At 70.7% G+C, this 21,749-nt stretch carries 17 protein-coding genes and 1 pseudogene; 6 read left to right on the top strand and 12 right to left on the bottom strand.

The window, feature by feature from the left end; all coding sequences use genetic code 11:
• Positions 1-83: 83 nt before the first annotated feature.
• From AB0C16_RS03905 to AB0C16_RS03895, 3 genes are read left to right on the top strand one after another with little or no spacing between them, the layout of a single operon-like run.
• Positions 84-875: a hypothetical protein gene (locus AB0C16_RS03905; RefSeq protein ID WP_357678567.1), complete on the top strand. Its 792-nt coding sequence runs from the start codon at positions 84-86 to the stop codon at positions 873-875.
• 12 nt (positions 876-887) lie between these two features.
• Entirely contained in the window at positions 888-2,789 is a 1,902-nt protein-coding gene (locus tag AB0C16_RS03900; RefSeq protein ID WP_357678565.1) for a fumarate reductase/succinate dehydrogenase flavoprotein subunit, read from the top strand.
• Positions 2,786-3,538, top strand: a complete 753-nt coding sequence (locus tag AB0C16_RS03895) for a succinate dehydrogenase/fumarate reductase iron-sulfur subunit (protein ID WP_357678563.1) — start codon at positions 2,786-2,788, stop codon at positions 3,536-3,538. The genes AB0C16_RS03900 and AB0C16_RS03895 overlap by 4 nt, the downstream gene beginning before the upstream one ends.
• Before the next feature lie 46 nt (positions 3,539-3,584).
• Here the strand turns inward: AB0C16_RS03895 and AB0C16_RS03890 are convergent, their stop codons facing one another.
• The 3 genes from AB0C16_RS03890 to AB0C16_RS03880 all read right to left on the bottom strand — a co-directional run bounded on the left by AB0C16_RS03890 (position 3,585) and on the right by AB0C16_RS03880 (position 7,110).
• Positions 3,585-4,922, bottom strand: coding sequence for a hypothetical protein (locus AB0C16_RS03890; RefSeq protein ID WP_357678562.1), 1,338 nt, complete (start codon positions 4,920-4,922; stop codon positions 3,585-3,587).
• Positions 4,923-4,995: 73 nt separating this feature from the next.
• Positions 4,996-6,654, bottom strand: a complete 1,659-nt coding sequence (locus tag AB0C16_RS03885) for a hypothetical protein (protein ID WP_357678560.1) — start codon at positions 6,652-6,654, stop codon at positions 4,996-4,998.
• Positions 6,655-6,717: 63 nt separating this feature from the next.
• Positions 6,718-7,110: a (deoxy)nucleoside triphosphate pyrophosphohydrolase gene (locus AB0C16_RS03880; RefSeq protein WP_357678558.1), complete on the bottom strand. Its 393-nt coding sequence runs from the start codon at positions 7,108-7,110 to the stop codon at positions 6,718-6,720.
• A gap of 52 nt (positions 7,111-7,162) precedes the next feature.
• Between AB0C16_RS03880 and AB0C16_RS03875 the strand changes: the two are divergent.
• Positions 7,163-7,285: pseudogene (locus AB0C16_RS03875) on the top strand (RNA-guided endonuclease TnpB family protein); the annotation flags it as partial.
• A 7-nt stretch (positions 7,286-7,292) separates the two neighbouring features.
• Here the strand turns inward: AB0C16_RS03875 and AB0C16_RS03870 are convergent.
• The 8 genes from AB0C16_RS03870 to AB0C16_RS03835 form a co-directional block, all read right to left on the bottom strand.
• On the bottom strand, positions 7,293-8,387 hold the full coding sequence (locus tag AB0C16_RS03870) for a bifunctional lytic transglycosylase/C40 family peptidase (RefSeq protein WP_357678556.1): 1,095 nt from the start codon (positions 8,385-8,387) through the stop codon (positions 7,293-7,295).
• A complete protein-coding gene (locus AB0C16_RS03865; RefSeq protein WP_357678554.1) occupies positions 8,384-9,013 on the bottom strand; it encodes a hypothetical protein in 630 nt (209 codons plus the stop codon). The genes AB0C16_RS03870 and AB0C16_RS03865 overlap by 4 nt, the downstream gene beginning before the upstream one ends.
• A 1-nt stretch (position 9,014) precedes the next feature.
• Positions 9,015-11,405 (bottom strand): type IV secretion system protein, encoded by a 2,391-nt coding sequence (locus AB0C16_RS03860; protein WP_357678552.1) that lies wholly within the window; start codon positions 11,403-11,405, stop codon positions 9,015-9,017.
• Positions 11,402-13,882 (bottom strand): ATP-binding protein, encoded by a 2,481-nt coding sequence (locus AB0C16_RS03855; RefSeq protein WP_357678550.1) that lies wholly within the window; start codon positions 13,880-13,882, stop codon positions 11,402-11,404. Before AB0C16_RS03855 ends, AB0C16_RS03860 begins: the two co-directional genes overlap by 4 nt.
• Positions 13,883-13,929: 47 nt before the next feature.
• Positions 13,930-17,610, bottom strand: coding sequence for a TcpE family conjugal transfer membrane protein (locus AB0C16_RS03850; RefSeq protein WP_357678548.1), 3,681 nt, complete (start codon positions 17,608-17,610; stop codon positions 13,930-13,932).
• Between the two features lie 55 nt (positions 17,611-17,665).
• Positions 17,666-17,911: a hypothetical protein gene (locus AB0C16_RS03845; RefSeq protein ID WP_357678799.1), complete on the bottom strand. Its 246-nt coding sequence runs from the start codon at positions 17,909-17,911 to the stop codon at positions 17,666-17,668.
• Between the two features lie 81 nt (positions 17,912-17,992).
• Positions 17,993-18,754: a conjugal transfer protein gene (locus tag AB0C16_RS03840; RefSeq protein ID WP_357678546.1), complete on the bottom strand. Its 762-nt coding sequence runs from the start codon at positions 18,752-18,754 to the stop codon at positions 17,993-17,995.
• Positions 18,755-19,377: 623 nt separating this feature from the next.
• Complete coding sequence (locus tag AB0C16_RS03835) at positions 19,378-19,692, bottom strand: hypothetical protein (RefSeq protein WP_357678545.1); 315 nt, start codon at positions 19,690-19,692, stop codon at positions 19,378-19,380.
• Between the two features lie 62 nt (positions 19,693-19,754).
• Here AB0C16_RS03835 and AB0C16_RS03830 point away from each other — a divergent pair, with 62 nt between their 5' ends.
• Both AB0C16_RS03830 and AB0C16_RS03825 read left to right on the top strand, forming a co-directional pair.
• Positions 19,755-20,498 carry a hypothetical protein gene (locus AB0C16_RS03830; RefSeq protein WP_357678543.1) on the top strand — a complete coding sequence of 248 codons (744 nt, stop codon included), beginning with the start codon at positions 19,755-19,757 and terminating at the stop codon, positions 20,496-20,498.
• The gene (locus AB0C16_RS03825; RefSeq protein ID WP_357678541.1) at positions 20,492-20,653 is read left to right on the top strand and encodes a hypothetical protein; all 162 of its coding nucleotides are present in this window, start codon (positions 20,492-20,494) and stop codon (positions 20,651-20,653) included. Before AB0C16_RS03830 ends, AB0C16_RS03825 begins: the two co-directional genes overlap by 7 nt.
• Positions 20,654-20,659: 6 nt before the next feature.
• Here the strand turns inward: AB0C16_RS03825 and ychF are convergent, their stop codons facing one another.
• On the bottom strand, positions 20,660-21,736 hold the full coding sequence (ychF, locus tag AB0C16_RS03820) for a redox-regulated ATPase YchF (RefSeq protein ID WP_357678539.1): 1,077 nt from the start codon (positions 21,734-21,736) through the stop codon (positions 20,660-20,662).
• Positions 21,737-21,749: the final 13 nt, after the last annotated feature.

The following is a 21,749-nucleotide window of genomic DNA, read 5'->3' as shown; positions in this document are numbered from 1 at the left end:
GACGACGCCCCGCCGGTACGCGCGCCCAGCGAACAACCCGGACCCCAGGCGTGCAGGGTCCGCGGGAGGTGGAGAGGTCCGCGATGACCCAGACGACGCCCGATGCGCCGGTCAGAAGGCAGCGTGCGCAGATCAAGGTGCGCACGCTGCGCACCGACAGATGGTGGCTGGCCCCACTGCTGACATTCCTCGGGCTCAGCTCGTTCCTCGTCTACGGTGTGTGGGCGATCTTCGATAGCAGCTACTACGTGCCGGTGGCCGAGTACATCGCCCCGTTCTCGTCGCCGTGTCTGGCGACCGTGTGTCCAGAGGGGGCACGGTTCCTGGGGTTCGCCCCCTTCGGCGACTGGTACACCCTGCCGCCGGGGCTGCTGATCCTCGGACTGCCCGGCGGGTTCCGGCTGACCTGCTACTACTACCGCAAGTCCTACTACCGCTCGTTCTGGCTCTCGCCCCCGGCCTGCTCGGTGGCCGAGCCGCACGGCAAGTACACCGGTGAGACCCGTTTCCCGCTGATCATCCAGAACATCCACCGCTACTTCTTCTACTTCGCGGTGCTGATCGGCCTCGTGCTCACCTACGACGCGATCCTGGCCCTCGTGCACAAGCCACTCGGCCTCGGCACCTGGATCCTGATCGTCAACGCGGTCCTCATCCTCGGCTACACGTTCGGTTGCCACTCCTGCAGGCACATCACCGCGGGCCGGCTCAACCACTTCTCCCGCCACCCGCTGCGCTACCGGGCCTGGACGTTCGTCTCCAAGCTCAACGCCAAGCACCAGCAGCTCGCGTGGGCCTCGATGTTCTCCGTCATGGCCGCCGACTTCTACGTCCGCCTGGTCGCCAAGGGCATCATCGCCTTCCCGTACGCGTAAGGACCAGCTTCAGTGGAAAACTCGCTTAACACAGAGCGTCACGAATACGACGTCGTCGTCATCGGCGCGGGTGGCGCCGGGCTACGTGCCGCGATCGAGGCCCGCCAGCAGGGCAAGCGCACGGCCATCGTCTGCAAGTCGTTGTTCGGCAAGGCCCACACGGTCATGGCCGAGGGCGGCGCCGCGGCGGCCATGGGCAACGTCAACCCCGACGACAACTGGATGGTGCACTTCCGTGACACCATGCGGGGTGGCAAGTTCCTCAACAACTGGCGCATGGCCGAGCTCCACGCCAAGGAGGCCGCCGACCGGGTCTGGGAGCTGGAGGCCTGGGGCGCGCTGTTCGACCGCACCAAGGACGGCAAGATCAGCCAGCGCAACTTCGGCGGGCACGAGTATCCCCGTCTCGCCCACGTCGGCGACCGCACCGGCCTGGAGCTGATCCGCACCCTGCAGCAGCGCGTGGTCGCCCTCCAGCAGGAGGACTACGAGACGCACGGCGACTACGAGGCCTACATCAAGGTCTTCGCCGAGTGCACGATCACCCGGCTGCTCAAAGACGGCGACCGCATCTCGGGCGCGTTCGGCTACTGGCGCGAGACCGGCAACCTGATCCTCTTCGACGCCCCGGCCGTCGTGCTGGCCACCGGCGGCATCGGCAAGTCCTACGTGGTGACGTCCAACTCCTGGGAATACACCGGTGACGGCCACGCCCTGGCCCTGCTGGCCGGGGCCAACCTGATCAACATGGAGTTCATCCAGTTCCACCCCACGGGGATGGTCTGGCCGCCGTCGGTGCGCGGCATCCTGGTCACCGAGTCGGTCCGCGGTGACGGCGGGGTGCTGCGCAACTCCGAGGGCGAGCGCTTCATGTTCAAGTACATCCCCGAGGTGTTCAAGGACAAGTACGCCACCACCGAGGAGGAGGGCGACCGCTGGTACACCGACCAGGCCAACAACCGACGGCCTCCGGAGCTGCTGCCGCGTGACGAGGTGGCCCGCGCGATCAACGCCGAGGTGAAGGCGGGCCGCGGCTCACCCCAGGGCGGCGTCTACCTCGACGTCTCGACCCGGCTGCCCGCCGAGGAGATCAAGAAGCGGCTGCCGTCGATGCACCACCAGTTCAAGGAGCTGGCCGACGTCGACATCACCGCCGAGCCCATGCAGGTGGGCCCGACCTGCCACTACATCATGGGCGGGGTCGAGGTCGACGCCGACACCGGCGCGGCGGCCGTGCCCGGGCTGTTCGCCGCGGGCGAGGTCTCCGGCGGCATGCACGGCTCCAACCGCCTGGGCGGCAACTCGCTGTCCGACCTGCTGGTCTTCGGACGCCGGGCCGGGGCGGGCGCGGCCGAATACGTGGACAAGCTGCCCACCCGGCCCAAGGTGCTCCCGGAGCTGGTCGAGGAGGCGCGGGTCGAGGCGCTGGCGCCTCTTGAGCGCTCCGGCGAAAACCCCTACGAGGTGCACCACGAGCTCCAGCGCACGATGAACGAGTTGGTCGGCATCATCCGCAAGGCCGAAGAGGTGTCCGAGGCCCTCGAAGTCGTGGAGAAGCTCAAGGAGCGGGTGCGGATGGTCGGCGCGGCCGGCTCGCGCATCTACAACCCGGGCTGGCACCTGGCGCTCGACCTGCGCAACATGGTGCTGGTCTCGGAGTGCGTGGCCCGCGCCGCGCTGCTGCGTGAGGAGAGCCGCGGCGGGCACACCCGCGACGACTTCCCCGGCATGAACCCGCAGTGGCGTCGCAAACTGCTCGTCTGCTCCACCACCAACGGCTCGTCGATCAAGGTCGAGGAGCAGGCCCAGCCCTCGATGCGGGACGACCTGATCTCCCTGTTCGACCGGGACGAGCTGTCCAAGTACCTCACCGACGAAGAGATGGCCGAGTTCGACGGGATAGCGAAGTCATGAGCTACAAGGCAAAATTCAAGGTCTGGCGTGGTGAGGGCGGCGAGGGCAAGCTCGAGGACTTCACCGTCGAGGTCAACGAGGGCGAGGTCGTCCTCGACATCATCCATCGGTTGCAGGCCACGCAGGCGCCCGACCTCGCGGTCCGCTGGAACTGCAAGGCCGGCAAGTGCGGCTCCTGCTCGATGGAGATCAACGGGAAGCCACGGCTGGGCTGTATGACCCGGATGTCCACCTTCGAGGAGGACGAGACGATCACGGTCACGCCGATGCGGACTTTTCCCGTTATCAAGGACCTCGTTACCGACGTCTCGTTCAACTACGAGAAGGCGCGAGAAATCCCGTCCTTCACGCCTCCGGACGGAGTACGCCCCGGCGAGTACCGCATGCAGCAGGTCGACGTCGAGCGGTCCCAGGAGTTCCGCAAGTGCATCGAGTGCTTCATGTGCAACAACGTCTGCCACGTGATCCGTGACCACGAGGAGAACAAGCCCAACTTCTCCGGGCCCCGCTTCCTCATGCGGATCGCCGAGCTCGACATGCACCCCTACGACGTGGCCGACCGGCAGGAGTCCGCCCAGCAGGACCACGGGCTCGGCTACTGCAACATCACCAAGTGCTGCACCGAGGTCTGCCCCGAGCACATCAAGATCACCGACAACGCGCTCATCCCCATGAAGGAGCGCGTCGTCGACCGCAAGTACGACCCGATCGTGTGGCTGGGCAACAAGATCTTCAAGCGCGCGAAGTGACCACTCCCGGGCCGGTGGGGCGCACGCCTCACCGGCCGGAGGAGATTCACTTGGAGCGGCGCCGGAAACCGCGCTTGCGCTCCTCCTTGGAGGGCAGCGGCTGGACGGCGGTCGCATCGTCCGCGACCGGCTGCGGCGCGTGCGGTTCGGCGGCAGGCGGCGAAGCCGCGGGGAAAGGCTCCTGGACGGTCTGCTGCCAGGGCTCGGCGTCGCCCGGCTCCGCCGCCGACGCGGCCCCCAGAGGACGTTCGGGCGAGTCCTCGTAGGGAGCGGCGCCCCCCGCCGGGATGTCGGACGGCGGCTCCTCCGCCGGGATCAGCGGCTCGAACGGCGCCCGGTAGGCCTCCTCCGAGGGCGTCTCCGGGCCGCCTGCGGAAGGCTCCTGGCCGTAGGAGCCGAACTCGTCCGGGTGCAACACCACCGGCTCGGCCTGGTGCTGCTCGGGAGCGTACATCGTGGGGTCCTGGTAGACGGCGCCGTACTGGGCCGGGCCGCCGGGGGTCTGCACCGGGACGAAACTGATGATCGGCGCGTACGGCGGGTAGCCGGGCGGCGGCGGGTAACTCGCGGTCGCGTAACCGGGACCCGCCGGGTAGGCCGCGACGGGATAGCCCGGACCGACCGGATACCCGGGTCCACCGGGATAGCCGGGGCCACCTGGATACCCGGGGCCACCCGGGTAGCCGGCGGCCGGGTCGGGCACGCCGGGAGCGCCGGGAACACCGCCGTAGGGGCCCGCCCTGCGCACGGCCGCCGCGTGGGCCAACCGGCGCAGCCTGCCCTCGAAGATCAGCACCGCGAACAGCGCGAGCAGCACCAGGATCAGCGCGGGGATGCTGAGCTTCTGCGTCACGTCACGCTGGTCGAACTCGGGCGCCGCGTTACGCACCTCCAGTTGGACCGGCTCGCTGGTCGTGATCTCCGGCGCCGCGCTGGACAGCGGCGTCGTGGGGGTCTCGGTGCCCGCGACCGCCGGCATCTCGACGGTCGCCTCCTCGGTCGGCTCGCCGGTGGCGGGCGGCACCTCGACGCTGGTCGTCGGGAAAGGCTGCGGGTTCTGGGCCTGCGTGGTCTCCGGAAGGTTCTGCGCCGGGCTCGACGTGGTCTTCTTCGGCGTCGGCGCCTTCGAGGGCGACTTGGTGACGGTCCGGGTGATCGTGGTCTCGGGCTCGTCGGGTGTGGGCGTGCCCAGCGTCGTGGTGACCGTGACCGTGACCTCCGGCGTGTTCTCACACACCTGGCCGGCCTCACACGGCTCGACTCCCGGGTCGTACACCACCACCGAGGCACTCGCGCTCTGCATGATGAAAGGCGCCGCACCCACACCGGTCAGGCCCAGGGCCAAGACCATGGCGGAGACGGCCGTCGCTCGCGTGCGTGCCACCAGTGCCCTCCGCGTAGTCCCGAATAAGGGTCAAGGGAATACTAGTCGGGTCAAAGTAACAGTAAAGACTGATCTACCGTTCCTTTTTTCGGATACGTGCTCGCTGTTTCCAGGCGACCACCCACAGTCCGCCCAGCAGGGCCGCGATGCCTCCCGCGGCGGCGGGCGCCCCTTGCGGTCCTGCCAGCGGATTCGCCGGTTCCGGGCTCTGCGAGCGCCTGCTCGACACGGCGATCTGGCGCGGCAACGGCGCCCCCAGCTCGGACGAACCGCTGCTTTCCAGAGTGGCGACAAGAGGCTGCCGGGCCGACTCCAGATCGCCGGGCGCTTGGGCCCCCGCCTCTCCGAACGGCGGCTGGGCCTGCGGCATCACGAGGGGCTGCCCGCCCGTCGCCAGCGGCGTGACAGGCAGCGGGGGCGTCACGCCGGTCACCTCCGGCTGCGGAGGCACGACCACGGCGGGACCGGCGGACGTCCCACGTCCGGTGCCGCCCTTCCCCACACGACCGCCCTCCACCCCGCCACGCCTCGAACCACCCGACATCTCGATCCGGCCGCCGGCGCGGCTCGGAACACTCCCAGTGGGGCCGCTGTCCCCCACAACGCGACCGGGAACGCCCGCTGCGGTACGTCCTTCCTCCACCGCGCGACCCGCCACACCCGACGTCCCAGCACGACCGTCAACACGCCCCGGTACGCCCGACGTCCCGGTACGCCCCTCAGCGCGGACCCCCGAAACCCCGGAACGACCCGGAACCCCCGACACCCCGGTCCGACCGTCAGCACCGCTCCGGACACCCGACACCCCGGTCCGGCCGTCAGCACCGCTCCGGACACCCGACACCCCCGTACGGCCCTCGGCACGACTCGTACCGCCCGACACCCCGGAACGATCCGGGACACCCGACATCTCGAAACGACTCGTACCGTCCGACACCTCGGAACGAGTGTCAGAACGACCCGGAACCCCCGACACCTCGATACGGCCACCGGTGTGGGTCGTGCCGCCCGATCGGGGTGTGAGGCGTGTCGCGCGGCCGCTCATGGTGAAGACGGCGAGAGGGGCCGCGATCGGGGCGTCGTCGGGCGCGACCATGCCCCCGTTGACGGGCGTCGAGGCGGTCCCGCTCAAGGTGGTGGCCCCGCCGGACACCTCGGGCATCCGGGCGACGCTCGCGAGCACGACCTCGTCCGCCCCTTCCGGAACCGTGAGCAGCACGTCCACAGCCCGCTCCCCAGAGGCCTCTCCCAGCTCGCACACCCGAGCCGCCTTGGCCGCGGGCCGCTGCTCCGGCGCGCCCACCGCGGCCAACGCCCGGTCCACGACCGACGCGCGCCGCCTGTCCGCAACGGTCACGCGCGTGGCGGCCGGCGCCGCGGACGCCTCAGGCACGGACACGGCCGGCGCCGGCGTGGGCGGCGAAGGCACCGCCTCCCCCGGCGGGATCTCACGGGTGACGTCCAGGGGAGGTACGGGATCCTGGCCCGCAGGGCAGGTGACGGAGGACAGGGCGCGGACCGGGCTGGTGGCGACCGCGAGGCGGGCATCGCCCGCCGCCCCTTCGAGCCGCACCCTGAACCGGAGCACGTCGCCGGTCCTGACCCACTTCCCGATGTCGGCGGGCACGTCCACGCGTTCCAGCACCAACGCCATCCCGGCCGCCGCAGCGGGCACGACCGGCGCTGCCACCAGCATCAACGCCCCCGTCACGACCCAGCCTCGATTGATCACGCCGCTTTCCCCCCGGTGCGACAAATTACTCCTAGTAATCGTTATGTAGCAGAGAGCGATGGCCTAACCCTGCTGGAGAACTCTTTCCACGGCCTTCATGATCTCGTGGTCCGCCCCCAACCACTCCACGTCGAAGTACTCGTGGGGCTCCAGCCAGCGCAACGCGAGATGCTCCTTGGCCTCAGGTGTCCCCTCGGCCACGGACGCGAGCCAGACCCGCAGCACGTACCCGCCGGACAGCGGCCAGTCGCCGCCCACCCGTTCGCCCACGGCGATCCGCACGCCGAGCTCCTCGTGGCACTCCCGCACCAGCGCCTCGAACTCGCTCTCCCCCGGATCCACCTTCCCGCCGGGGAACTCCCAGCCCCCGGCGAGCGCGGGCGGCTCGGCCCGTTGCGCGGCGAGCACCCGCCCACCGGAGGAGACGATCACCGCGGCGACCACGATCACTGTCATCGAATTACCTTAAGGCTGGAGACCCCGCCTTTCAGGGCGGGGAGGAAAGCCGGAGAAGTCGCGCCTGTCGGCGGAGTACACCCGTTCGGCGTTCCGCTGGCGCGACGGCTCGTTGACGCTGGCGAAGATGTCCGCGTCGCTGGACATCGTGTGGTCGCGGCCCCTTCACGAGGGGGAGGAGGTCAAAGGGATGCTTTCTGCAGCCTCTCGAGCTGCTCGACGACGTCGGGATTCTGCAACGGCCGGGTGAAGCCCACGATGTTGCCGCGGGACTCGTAGCCCGTGACCTTGATCGGCCCGCACAGGCGGCAACGCGCCTCGATCATCTGCCCCTTCGACACGACCATCCCGACGTGCCCGGGCCGGTCGGGCGCCGTGCCCGGCCCCGCGTTGAAGAAGACCAGGTCGCCCGGCTGCTCACTGCCCTGCGAGATCTTCACTCCGAACGGCCACTGCCCGAACGTGGTGCGCGGGATCGACAGCCCCGCCGTCCGGTAGGCCGCGTAGATGATGCCCGAGCAGTCGAACGCGTCGGGTCCGGTGCCGCCCCACAGGTACGGCTTGCCGCGCTGGTTGAGCGCGAAGGACAGGATCTTGGCCACCACCTCGTTGGGCGCGGCCTCGACCAGCGGCTCATCACACGTGTCGTCGGCCTGCGGCGGCACCTTGACCTCGCCGGACTTGGCGTAACGCCGGGCGATCTCCTCGACCTGGTCGACGTACCACCAGGCCCGGTTGTAGACGAACAGCGCCCGCCGCACCTCCTCCGGCGCCCCGTTGCGCTTGAGCATCCTGGCGGCGCCCAGGATCGCGTCGGCCGGGTTGTAGACGTCGCCGACACCGTCACCGTCGCCGTCGGAGGCGTAGCCGTTGAACCGGGAGGACATCTCGATCCTGGCCTTGCCACCCCAGGTGCTGATCAGGAACTGCATGGGCCCGGCCGCCCCCGCCGAGTTGGTGCCGCTCTTGACGCCGGGCAGGTTGGATCGGCCGTGGTCGGTCTCGCGCTTGCCGACGGCGGCCAGGATGTTCCACTGCACGCCGACCTTCTTGCCGTGTTCCTTGTAGAGCTCCAGGTAGTCGGCCGGAATGTCCGAGGCCGCCGAGTCGGAGACCTCCTCCGTCTGCGACCCGTCGGTGCAGTCGGGCTGCTCCCCGCTGTTGCCGATGAACGAGGGGATCGAGGTCATGAGCATCGGCGAGATGATGACCAGGGCCAGCAGCAGAGCCCCGGCGACGCCTAACGCCACGGCCACGCGGGTGCGAGAGAGGTTCACCCCTGGGTGTCTCCCTCCTGGCCGTCACCGGCCGGCTGTAGGTCGAAGACCCGCCAGTCGGTGCCCATTTGGCTCACGGTGACGGCGTAGTCCTCGGTGAGCTGCCTGGCACCGCTCTTGGCGGTGATCTGCTGCGTGCCGGTGACGACGAAGACGACGGACGTCTTCTCGACCGACCTGATCTCCTTCGTCCTGGCCGTGGCCGTGGAGACCACCTCGTCGGCGCGGTTGCGGTCGACCGTGCCCGGTGAGGTGAGGGTTCTGGCCAGCACGTTGCCGAGGTCGGCCGTGGTGAACACCTTCACCCGGTCGGCGTACGCCACGGGGTCCTCGTCGTAGCGGAAGGTGCCGTACGCGACCGTGAACCGCTCGGCCAGGTCGGCGGCCGCGGCGAGTTGCTCCTTGGACATCGGCAGGAAGGAGTAGATGTCGAACGGCGCGTCGCTGGCGCCGACCGGCGGTGTGTTTCGCGGCGCCGCCGGGGCGCTGGTCGTGGCGCTGTCGGCGGCGGGCTCACCGGCCGGATCCCCGGAATCGGGCCACATCGTGAGGTAGAGGCCGACTGCGGCGATCACCACCACGATGGCGGCGAAGGCCAGCCCCCGCCTGTCACCCTGCTGAGCCATGTCAGTCCTTGTCCGGGCTGCTGGGCTTGAGCCAGAAGGGCACCGGCGGGTCGTCACCGCCCGAGCCGTTGCTCCGGCGGCTGGGCAGCCAGAGTGGCGGCGGCTCGGAGCGAGGCGATGGCACGTCCGCGGAGCGCGGGGAGCCGCCGAACGGCCCGCCGCCCGAGGAGCGGCGGCTGCCGGAGTCGCCCCCGCCCCAGCCCGAGCCACCCGACCGGGAACCACCCGAACCGGACCCGCCACCGGACCGCGACCCACCGCCGAACAACCCGCCACCGCCGGAGCCGCCCGAACGGGACCCGCCACCACCGGAGCCACTGGAGCCACCCGACCGGGATCCACCACCGAACAGCCCGCCACCGCCGGAGCCGCCCGAACGGGATCCACCACCGAACAAACCGCCGCCGGACCGCGAGCCACCCGAGCCACCGGACCGAGATCCGCCGCCGAGCAGCCCGCCACCGGCACCGGAGCCGCCCGAGCCGCCGGACCGGGAACCGGCGCGTGGAGCCCACCCACCGCCCGAACGCCCGCCGAACCAGCCGCCCCGGGAGCCGGCACCGGCCGCTTCCGAGCCGGCCGAGGCGCCCCCGCCGGACACATGCGGGACGCCCGAGGCGGCGGCGCCCCGCGTGCGCGTAGGCGTGCCACCGAGGTTGAGCGGCGGGGCCGCGCCCTTGCGCGGGGCGGGCACCTGCCTGCCCGCCGCCTTGCCGCCCTGCTGGTCGGTGTTGAGCGGCGCGGCCGTGGCCGGCACGCGGGTGCCCGACTGCGCCCCGGCGCCGGCGGTCTCCTCGCCGCGGGCCCTGCCCTGCGCGACGCTCGCCGCCGCGGCCGCACCGGCCGCACTGCCCGTCGCCGCCGCCTGGACGAGCGGCTCGGCCTTGCTCACGCCCCAGCGCCCGATCCGGGCCGCCGCCACCGGCGGCAGCGCCACCGACGACCGCTCCAGCGTGCGCGAACTGGCGGCGTCGCCCAGCATGCGGGTGGCCAGCGTGTGGCCGTTCATCGAGGCGAACAGGTGCTGGAACGGCCTGCGGTAGAAGAACACCGCGATCGTCAGCAGCGCCATGAACAGGATCTGCAACCCCCACGGCATCGCGGTGGAGATGATCAACGCGTAGCCGTACACGAGGACGCCGAGCACGAGCGCGAGCACGGCCTGCCGGAGCAGCGTTCCGACCAGCATCTCCACCCAGCGCATCGCGATGATCCGCCCGCTGCCGGGATGGACGCCGATCAGCAGGAACACCGGCCCGAGTATCAGCAACAGCAGGAAGCCCACCTTCAGCACCAGCAGCGAGACCGCCACCAGGAAGATGAGCACCCCGGCGACCAGGGCGGCGATGAGCGCGCCGATGGCCACGCCGAGCCGGCTGGTCCAGTCCTTGCCCTGGAAGATGGCGAAGCGCGGATCGCCCTTGAGCTTCTCCGCGATCTCGGCGTACTTCGCCTGATGGGCGGCCGGGTCGGCGGCCGCCTGACCGGCCTGTGGCATGGGGATCGACTGGGTCTCGAGCATGAGCCGTCCGAAATCGCGCACCACGGGCGCGTTGGGGTCGGACGTGCCGAACAGGCCCACCAGCCACGGCTTGCAGACCAGGGTGGACCAGAGGGCGTCGGCGTTCTGGTCGACGCCCGGCGTACCGGTCTGGCCGTAGCCGCCCGCCTTGACCTCGGGGTTGGTCTGGCCGGGGCCGGGCAGGCAGGAGGCGCCGCCCGCGCCGGGCAGCCCGGAGAAGGCGGAGTTGACGACCTCGCCCGTCTTGTCCGTGACGACCTTGCCGAGCCCGGTGAAGTCGCCCGGCCGGCTGAAGAACCAGGTCGCCACCGTGACGGCGAGCACCATCCAGATGACGCCCTCGGCCGTGGTGGTGGCCCGCTTGCGGATCAGGCCGTACCAGGCCAGCCAGATGGCGCCGAGGATCACGATCGGCCGCAGGTAGGGCCAGTACATCGCGTTGGACAGGTTGATCACGATGTCGTCGACCACATCCTTGATCGACTGGAGTGGTCCCTCGGTGGCCGCGGCCTGATAGGTCGTGATGGTCACCTGGTCGATCGCCTTGGCCCACAGGAAGATGGTGTTGGCCCAGCCGTTGCCCATGACGGCGGCGATGTCGGAGCAGCCCAGGTCGTAGGTGTGCCAGAACTGGCCGCTCATGCCGAACTGGGCGTAGTTGGTGGTGGGCGCCGGGGCGGCGCCTTCGGGCTTCGGCGGCTGGATCATGCCGCCGAGGCCGCTGTCGATCACCTCGGGCGTCAGCTCGGGCGACAGGTCACACGGGGCCGCGGCGGCCGGTGACAGGCCGCCCACCACGAGCGGGACCACGAAGAGCCCCGCGATGAGAGCCAGGACGAGCGCGAGCCGCCTGGGTAGCCGGATCTTCATGACCGCACCTCCTGCGCTCTGCCGCCCACTCCCCCTTGAAGATCATCATGCCCGCTGTCGTCGGGTTTGTCGTGCGTTGGATTCGTGTCGAGCCAGCGGAGCAACTCTTCGGAGATCAGGTCTACTCCGATGCGCCCCGCCCTGCCGTCCAGATCGCGGAAAATGCATTCGCCGTTGCCGAGCGAGCGCAGCGCCGCCTTGTGTTCCTCGGACGGCTCCACCCCGAGCAGCGACATCACGTGGTCCACCTCCACCCGTTCGGTGGACCGGAACGCGAACACGGACGACAGACAGTTGGTCACCTGCTCGTTCAGCAGGTCACCGGCGTTCTGGGAGACGAGCACCAGGGCGGTGTTGCGGGACCGGCCCATGCGGCTGACCTCGGGCACCAGCTTGGCGCCCTCGGGCGTGGACGTGATCGCCCACGCCTCGTCCAGGAAGATCGCCTTGGGCGCGCGCCGGTCGAGCCCGTTCATCAGCCTGCGCGCGAACTGGGAGACCAGGTAGAGCAGGGCCACCGACAGGCGCTGCTCGTAGGAGTAGTCGTCGCGGCCGGTCGCCACGTCGGGCAGCGTCAGCCCGCCCAGCGTGAACACGGTCGTCCAGCCCTCGCTGTCGACCTGCTCCCCACCGGACGGGTCGAAACAGAGCCTGGCCAGGTGCATCTCCGACATCGAGCCGAGCACCGCGCCGAGGTTCTTGGACGCCGCGTCGGGCGACCGCTCCAGGAACTCCACGACCTTGCCCAGCGACGGGTCGGTGCCGTTGGAGACGGCCGCGACGGCCTGGATCATCGCCGACTCGCGCTCCTCCGACATGCGCGGCAGCAGCAACCGCAGCGTCTCGGTGGCCATGGTCTTCTTGGCCGCGAGGTCGTCTCCGAACGAGAACGGATCGAGCAGACCCGGCGAGGCCGAGCCCAGCGGTATGATCCGTGCCCTGCGCCCGCGCTTCTGCAGAAGCTGCACCAGCGACTCCGCGTCGCCCTTGGGGTCGATCACGGCGACCGTGACCCCGCGCAGCGACATCTGGTAGATCATCAGCAGCGCCAGAGTGGTCTTGCCGCCGCCCGGCTCGCCGGTGATCGCGATGGCCGTCGGCCGGTTGCGCGACGCCGCCAGCAGCGGGTCGAAGTGCACGATGCTGCGGGCCCGGCCGACGGTCTCACCGATGTACGGGCCCAGCCAGCCCTCGCTGCCGTCGTCGAGCCGATCGCCGAGATCCACGGTCGCGGTGGCCATGCCGCCCGCGATCGTGCGCAGCGGCTGGCGCTGGGCATAGGCGTTGACCCCCACCTTCTCGCCCGGCAACGCCTCACGGAACAGCGAGAACTGGTCGCCCGTCGAGTTGACCACGTCGATGCCCATGTCCCGGTAGTGCTCGACCACCGCCTCGACCCGCTGCACGCAGATGTCCTCGGTCGGGGCCGACACGCTCAGGCGGTGCCAGCCGTACACGAAGGGCAGGCGCTCCTTGGTGATGCCGTGCTCCAGCATGCGGGCCGCGTCGATCTGCTCGGCCAGCGCGATCGGCGCCTCGGCACCGGCCTCGCGGATGTGGATGTCCATGTCGCGGGCGTGCGCCAGCTTCCGGGCGACGTCCTTCGACGCCTTGACGGGCGGGATCAGCCGCATCCGGGACGAGATCTCGACCGGGAACGGCAACTGGTCGGCGAAGTGCATCCACGGCTCGCCGTCGGGGAACGGCATCAGGTCGGGAAAGCGGGCGAAGGACAGGTGGGCCACGTAGGAGTCGCCCTGCGGCTGCACGATGCGCAGCAGCGACCTGCCGTTGTGGATCTCACCCTCGACCAGCGACTCGATCTCTCCCTTGCCCCAGCGCCGCTTCGAGCTGGCCGACGGCGGCGGGTCGCCGAGCGCGCCCATGGCCGCGTGCTGGAACAACCACGCCACCTCCACGGAGGTGGCGTGCCGGGCGTAGAGGGCGCTGGAGGAGAGCGCCCGGCCGAGGCGTTCGGCCTGCTCGGTCCATCTGCCGATCTCGGCGGCGGGCACGCTGTCGTCCTCCAGGCCGAGCGCCTTCTCGGTCCGCTGGTAGAAGCCGAACAACTGCGACAGCACACCGCTGCCGAGCTGCTTGCCGCGCATCCCGAGGCGCACCCCGAGATAGACCTCCTTGGACCAGAAGTCCTTCGCCCAGACGTGGCGGTACATCTCCTCCAGGTAGTCGCGCCATCCCGGGCCCTCGTCGGAGGTGCCGTTGAGGGCCATCGCCCACTCGGCCGCCGGATAGGTGCGGTGCGCGACCCTCAGGTGGACTTCGGCGTCGGGCATCCTGATCGCGGCCAGCGCGATCGTGATGTTGGTGGCCAGCGCCTCACGCTCCTCGGGCGTGACGAACTCGTAGCTGACCGTCGGCAGGCGGAAGTACGCCCATGCGCAGGTGTCGGTGAGCAGGATGCGGTTGTCGAAATAACGAACCGCCAGACGCTGATGCGTTCGGGACGCCCTGCTCATGCCGCCCCCTCGGCGCATGAACGGGCCAGACCTGCTCGATTGTTCACTTATCGCTCACCGATTCTCGTGCCCGGGGGGTCACTCGCCAACTCCTCCTCGCTCGGTCGCACCGTCTGTGCCGTAAAGCCCGCGACCACGACACCGGCGAGGGCGAGATAGGCCCGCCGCCCGGCCGCGCGCAACTGCCCCGGCTCGACGACGTCGGCACCACCCGGCGCCAGGTCGTCCTCCCAGGGGACCCTGACGATGGCCCGGCACCTGCCGCTGGCCACCGATTCCGCCTGCTCCACGTCGGCCATCGAACGCCTGCTCACGCCGTTGACCACCATGACCGCCCGCCGCCGCAGGTCCGCGCACCCGTGCCCGTCGAGCCACTCGTACGTCATGCCGACCGCCTCCGGCGCCTCCTCACTCGCGGGCACCACGAGCACGAGCTGGTCCGCGTACGGCAGGACGCGCGCGGCCAGCGCGGCGGCCGGGTCGATGACGGCCAGCTTGTAGTGCCGGTCGAGCAGGTGCATGACCTGACCCAGCCGGTGGTCGGAGAACAGCGTGCGGTCGGTCAGCCGCTGCTCCGCCTCCGCGTCGGAGTCGGCCCCGATCACCTCCAGGCCCGACGCCGTGCGGGTCGTGTAGCCGCGCATCGTCAGATAGCCGCTGACGTGGTGCAGCCCCGCCAGCAGCGACGTGAGCGTCTCCGGTGTCTCCGGCGTGATCCTGCTGGTCAGGGTGTTGCCGCCGGTGTTGGCGTCGACGCCGATCACCTTGTCGTCTCGGTACGTGGCCAGCGTGTGGCCGAGCATCAACGCGGTCGTGCTCTGACCGGCGCCGCCCGTACAACCGAGCACCACGACCCTGCGGCTGCCGCTGAACACCCCTCTCGCCCTGGCCTCGTCGATCTCCGAACCATCGCTCCGCACTCCGCCGCCGCCGACGACCACCTGAGCGATCCGCCGCCACCCACCGGAGTCGCGCCCCACGACGGACTCCACCCGCCGCACCCGCGTCTCCCTCGGCCCGGTCACGACGGGCCGCGTCGCGGCCCCCCCTTCCCGAGTCACGGGACCGGCCGCACCCTCTCCCCGCCGGGCCGCCGGAGCGGTGACGCCTTCGTTGTGACGCGCGCCCGTGGCCTCGTGGGCCGGAGCGGTGACGTTCGGGGTGGCGTCCTCACCGGCACGGCCGGCCGGCCCGACGCCCGCTCCCTGACCGCGACGGGCCGCCGGGGCGGCCGGCGGCCGGTTCCGCTGCGCGTCCGCCAGCGGCAGCACCTGCCTGGGCGGCTGCCCCTTGCGGTGCTGCATCCGGGCGACCTCATCCTCCCGAGGCCACTCCCTTTCACCCTTCCGCCCACCTACGTCCCCGGTCGCCACCCGGCCCTCGGCCGCGAACCGGTCAACGGCCGCCGCCTGGTCCTCGGCCGCGCGCCGGTCCCCGGTCGCGTGCCGGTCCTCGGCCGCCACCCGGTCCTCAGTCGCGCGCCGGTCCCCGGTCGCGTGCCGGTCCTCGGCCGCCACCCGGTCCTCAGTCGCGCGCCGGTCCTCGGCCGCCACCCGGTCCTCGGTCGTGGGCCGGTCGGCGGCGCCAGCGGTGACGGCGGGCCGGTCGTTCCCGGACTCGGACGCCTCTCCGGCATCCACGGCCGGCGTGACGGCCCCGACATCGGCAAGCCCAGGCGCCCCTGAAGCACCGACCCCGGCCCCAGCCTCCGCCTGACCGGAAACCCCCGGCCCCTCGGACACCACCACCTCGGCAGCCCCGGATCGAGACGCCTCCCGCACAGAAGCCGTGCCCTCCTCGGCCACCGGCCCAGCCTCACCGGACGCGGCTTCGGCAGCCACCGACGCGACAGCCTCGCCGGACACCTCAGATCCCGACCCGCCATCCGCACCCTCGCCACGCACAGTCCCACCAGAGGCTCGCCCACCGGCCACAGACCCAGCCGACACGGCCCCACCGGGCCCAGACTCGCGAGACTCCGCCCCGGCCTCCCCGGACGCGGACTCGACCGACGCGGACTCGACCGACGCGGACCCACCGGACCCGGACTCGGCGGCCCCGGACTCGGCAGACCCAGATCCGACCGACACAAGCCCACCGGACGCGGACTCGCCAGAAGCGGGCCCAACCGACATAGACCCACCAGACGCGGACCCGACCGACGCGGACTCGGCCAATGTGGACTCGCCAGACGCGGACTCGGCCAACGCGGACCCACCGGATGCGGACCCGGCCGTCGTGGACTCGGTGGGCGCGGACTCGACCGACGCGGACCCACCGGATGCGGACCCGGCCGTCGTGGACTCGGTGGGCGCGGACTCGGCCAACGCGGACCCACCGGATGCGGACCCGGCCGTCGTGGACTCGGTGGGCGCGGACTCGACCGACGCGGACCCACCGGATGCGGACCCGGCCGTCGTGGACTCGCCAGACGCGGACTCGACCGACGCGGACCCACCGGATGCGGACCCGGCCGTCGTGGACTCGGTGGGCGCGGACTCGGCCAACGCGGACCCACCGGATGCGGACCCGGCCGTCGTGGACTCGGTGGGCGCCGAGTTCCCGCGGCCGGTGGACGAAGACTCACCTGGTGCGGACGCCGCAGAGGTGGACGGGGTGGACGGCTGGGCGTCGGCGGTAGCCGCGAGACGGCGCAGCCGCCGCAGAGCCTCGGTGTCGATGGGCTTCCCGACCGCAGGGCCGGACCGGTCACGCGGCTCCACGAGCTTGCGGCCTTCCGTCACGCTCGCGGCGGCCGGCCCACCCTGCCTCTCGCGTACGCCCTCAACCTCGCCATCGCGGAGGGCACCACGCACAGACGGACCTTCGCCATCCCGTACGACACCACGCACGGACAGGCCTTCACCACCCCGGGCGGCACGCCCCTCACCACCCCGGGCAGAAGGGCCTTCGGCCCCCCGGGCGGGAGGGCCCTGTGGGCCGTCGGCCGGGCGGCCCTTCGCGGGCTGGGCACCCCCCGGGACGGCCTCCCGGACCGGGGGGGTGCCGGCAGGTGACAGTTCCGTAGCGGGCGGCGCACCTGGGCCCGCATCGAGGGCCCGGATGGCGGTCGAGGAGTCGTTGGAGACGGCCAGCTCGCCCCACCGCATGGGGGAGGCGTCCTTGGACGTGGCGTCGGCCCGTACGGTGCGCAGGTCCTGTGAGAGGGCGGGGGCGGTGCCGCGGCGGGAGCCGGAACGCCAGCCCGTGCGGCCCGAGGTCGCCTCGGTGAGCGGGGCCTGGGCGGCTGCAGCGGCGGCGGCGGCCACGGCGGGACGCACCTGGCGCGGCCCGGCTGCCCGCTGGGTCGAGCGCTTGGGGTGGCGCGCCTTGCGCGGCTTCTTCACGCGCACCCGGGCCGGCATGGTGTGCCAGACGCGGCCGGAGAAGGTGATCGTCTCGGGCTCGGAGGCGGGCGCGAGGCGGTACCAGGCGCGCGGCTGCCCCAGGTAGCGGAGCTGCGACTCCAGGAGCTCGGTGAGCCGCTTGCCCTCGATGACGGGCCGGGTGGACAGCCAGGTCACGATCCCCGGCGGCACGAGGTAGAGGACGTGCCACGGCATCGCCACGGGCACGCCGACGACGAAGAGCAGGAGCGACCACGGCACGAACACGCCGACGAACACGCCGATCCAGACGATGGGGAGCGGCATCGGCAGCCGTAGGTCGTACAGCTTGTAGAGCCGCTTCTCGATTCGCCAGATGTTGGTGTACGTGGGCAGGTCCACGCGGTCCTCCTCTCCACCCGCTCGTTCATGACCGCCCCGGAGCGGTCCCAACCCCTTACTTGATGCCCAATGCGCCCGCGATTGCCTTCGCCGTCACCTCGATAATGTTGGGAACGTAGAAGATCACGCCGATGGCCACGGCCAGAATGAGGAACTGTACGAATCGGGTGATCTCACGTGTGAAGAGGAAGAAGAGCGCGACCACCGAGACGACGACGAGGAAGAGCGGGGCGAAGAAGGCGCGCAGGAAGCTGGCGAGCCCTTCGGTGTTGACGCCGGTCGGGGTGGGTGACGGCGTCATTTCGATCAGGTTGAGCACTATGGTCTTCAAGATCACTTCTTGTCCTCCCGGGGGGTGCCGATCAGCAGCGCGGTCGTACGTCTACCCAACAGCCCGACCGGCGCCGCGGATGTCGTTGACGTACCACTTGTCGCCCTGCTTCTCGACGGTGAGGTGGTAGGCCTGCTCGAGGCGGCCGGCTACCTCGCTCGGGTCGGTGGCGTTGGGATCGGCCGGTGGCGCCGCGCCGGTCGGCACGACCCACACCACCACCGCCTTGATCTCTCGCGTGGCACCCCCCACAGGCACCACCAGTTCCTGGAGTCCGCCGAAGGTGAACGCGCCGCCGAAGCTGGGCAGGCTCTTGCCGACGGCGAGATAGCGCTGCAGCCCGGCGGTGTCACCCGAGGCGTACGCCTTGAAGAAGCCCTCCAGTTGGGGCTTGAGCTCCGCGACGGCGATGTCGTCGCCCTCAGGCTCGGCGGTCTGGGGCAGGTCGGCCGGCGCGGGCGCGGGCAGGATCGCGGGCCTGCCGGACACCACGAGCCTGCCGCCGTCATCGCCGTCGCCCGAGTAGTAGATCGGGACGGACAGCATGAGTCTGCGCGCTCCCGACTGGAAGGCCACCGTGACGACGGCGTTGCTGGCGTCGTCGGCCCGGATGTCGTAGGGCTGGATGGCGACGGCCGCCAGTTTGCCGTTGCCGTCCCAGCCCAGCTGGGGCGACATGCCTTCGGCCAGGAACGCCTCCAGCTTGCCCGCCCTGCTCGCGGCGTCGGCCGGATTGAAATTCAGATAAACACCGGCGAACTGGGCGGCGAACGCCATGCCCCGATCGACCGGGAATCCATGGTTGACGTCCACGACGCCATTCGGAACCGCGGCTTCCTGCTGGGTAAACCGCTCAAATGGGGCACGGACCCCATTGACGACGATAACTATGATTAGCGCCCAGAGAATGATGCGCCCAGCCCAGACCAGCCATCGCCCGCCGCCGCCCGACCAGCCACCACGCCGCGGCCTGCGCGGCGGAGACACGTCGAAGTCGGCCATGTCAGGGCGCGCTGAAAGCTCGGGGTCGCCAGCGATCCGAGGACCGTGCTGGACGGTTGACCTACGAGCCATCACGCCTCCGCTCGCGCCCGTCCCCCCGGCTGGCGCGGTGTCGTCCGTTGCCGATCCCCATCATCCGTGGTGAAGCAGTCACCCTATCCGGTCTCCGCCATTGTTCCAGGAAAGCCACGCCCATGCTGCAGGCATCGCCGCCCAGGGGCAAACCGAGTACGCATGACACACCGGAGGGTCGAGTCACTCCACAAACGGGGGGAATGGGCATTTGGCCAGGCCAGATGTCCTATGCCGGATTACCTGACGGCCAGACATTCCTGTCCGAATGGCGTAGAGACTGTCCCGAACTGCACATTTGGTATAAGACGCGACCGGCCGCATACCCACCGAGGGCATGCGGCCGGCTGCGTACGGCGTCGTCAGGCGGGTTCGGGATCCTGGGTGGGGGTCGACTGCCGCCTGCTGCGCAGGTCCACCACGGGAGCCGCCGGCCTGTTGCGCGGCAGCGCCCGCTCGAGCGAGCCACGCAGGTCGGCGAGCATCATGGTGGCGTCGCGGTCACGCATCCGCGACGTGAGCTCCTCCCGCTCGTCCACCTTCCTGCGCAGGTAGGCCTCGCGGTTGACGCGAAGTCCGTACATGAGCTCGACCCTGAGCAGGGCGAGCTCCTCTTCGAGGCTGATGCCCGCCAGTGACGGGGCGGGACGTCGTTTCTGGATGATGCGACGAATCATGAGGGGGCCTCCCGAGTCAGCGTGAACGCCGTGACGATTCGACGCGCAAGGGCTCAAGGTGGTTGACGTCTCATCTGTCCCAGAATCAGATAACGTCCTCTGGCCATGAGCGGCGCGGCACCGTCCGCCTCCAGCGGGTCTCCTCCGTCCAGGACGGCGCCCGCCTGGTGGAGCGGAAGGAGGCCGACGCGGTGTTCGTGATCCCGCCCGGTTTCTCCTCGGCCGCCGGGCTGGAGGTGATCGGCGGCGCGCACGCCCCGATCGCCGTGCAGGTCGCCCGGGAGATGGGTCAGGCCTTCGCGATGGAACGGCAGTCGATCCGGCCGGTGATGCTCGCCGCCTCGCGAGGCCTGCCGATGGACGAGGAGCGGGACAGGCGCCTCGCCCAGCGCGCGCAGGAGGTCGCCGCACCCCTGTCGCTGGTCTCCGACACGCCCGCGCCCCGCCGCCAGCTCGACACGGCCACCTGCCACGCCGCCGGAATGGCGATCTTCTTCCTGTTCGGCGTGGCCAGCGTCTTCGAGGAGCGGCGCTCACAGGTGCCGGCCAGGCTCCTCGCCGCTGCGATCTCGCGGGCCGCGCTCCTGGGCGGCAAGGCGCTCAGCGGGATTCTCGTGGGCCTGGTGATCCCCGCCGGGTACGACGCCACGCTCCGCGCCGGCACCCGGGACGCCAGAGCCATCGTCGCCGGGGAGGCGGCCGGGCGGCTGGCCATCGCCCTCGTCCAGAGCCTGCTGATCATGCTGGGCTGGGCCGTGCTGTTCGGCGTCGACCGGGTGACCCGCTCGGCGCCGCCGCGATGGTGATCCGGTTCGCCTGGGGCTACGACGGCTTCGCCGAGCTGGTGCGGCACGGCGCGGGCCTTCCCGACATCCTGTCCCAGCTCGGCGTCCTGGCCGCCTACGCGGCAGTGCTCCTCACGCTCGGCATCTGGCGCCTGCGCCGCGCACTCATCCGCTGACCAGCCCTACACGTTGAAACGGAACTCGACCACGTCGCCGTCGCGCATGATGTAGTCCTTGCCCTCGATGCGGGCCTTGCCCGCCGAGCGGGCGGCGGCGATCGAGCCGGCCTCGACCAGGTCGTCGAACGAGACGACCTCGGCCTTGATGAAACCGCGCTGGAAGTCGGTGTGGATCACGCCGGCCGCCTCGGGCGCGGTGGCGCCCCTGCGGATCGTCCAGGCCCTGGTCTCCTTGGGGCCGGCCGTCAGGTAGGTCTGCAGGCCGAGCGTCTCGAAGCCGACCCTGGCCAGCTGCGACAGCCCCGACTCGTCCTGGCCGACCGACTGCAGGAGCTCCAGCGCCTCCTCGTCGTCGAGCTCCACCAGCTCGGACTCGATCTTGGCGTCGAGGAAGACCGCCTCGGCCGGGGCCACCAGGGCCGACAGCTGCTCCCGGAGGGAGGTGTCGATCAGCTCGTCGGCGTCGAGGTTGAAGACGTAGAGGAACGGCTTGGCCGTCAGCAGGTGGAGCTCGCGCAGCTCCTCACGGTTGAGACCGCTCTCGAAGATGGTCTTGCCGGTCTCCAGGACCTTCAGCGCCTCCTCGGCGGCCTCCAGCGCGGCCTTCTTGTCCTTGTTGTTGCGCGCCTCCTTCTGCAGGCGCGGCACGGCCTTCTCGACCGTCTGCAGGTCGGCCATGATCAACTCGGTGTTGATGGTCTCGATGTCGCGCTTGGGGGAGATCTCGCCGTCGACGTGGGTCACGTCGGGGTCGCCGAAGACCCGGATCACCTGGCAGATCGCGTCGGTGTCGCGAATGTTGGCGAGGAACTGGTTGCCCCGCCCCTGGCCCTCGGAGGCGCCCTTGACCAGGCCCGCGATGTCGACGAACTCCACCTTGGCGGGCAGGATCCGGGCCGAGCCGAAGATCCCGGCCAGCACCGGCAGCCGGTCGTCGGGCACGCCCACGACGCCCACGTTGGGCTCGATGGTGGCGAACGGGTAGTTCGCGGCGAGCGCGTTGGCGGACTTGGTCAACGCGTTGAAGAGCGTCGACTTGCCGACGTTGGGCAGGCCGACGATGCCGATCGAGAGGCTCATGCCTCCTCCTTGA

The organism is Nonomuraea sp. NPDC048916 (assembly GCF_040649575.1).
Classification (GTDB): Bacteria; Actinomycetota; Actinomycetes; order Streptosporangiales; family Streptosporangiaceae; genus Nonomuraea.
Note: the sequence above shows the minus strand (reverse complement) of the source record. Positions and strands in the feature narration are given on the sequence as shown.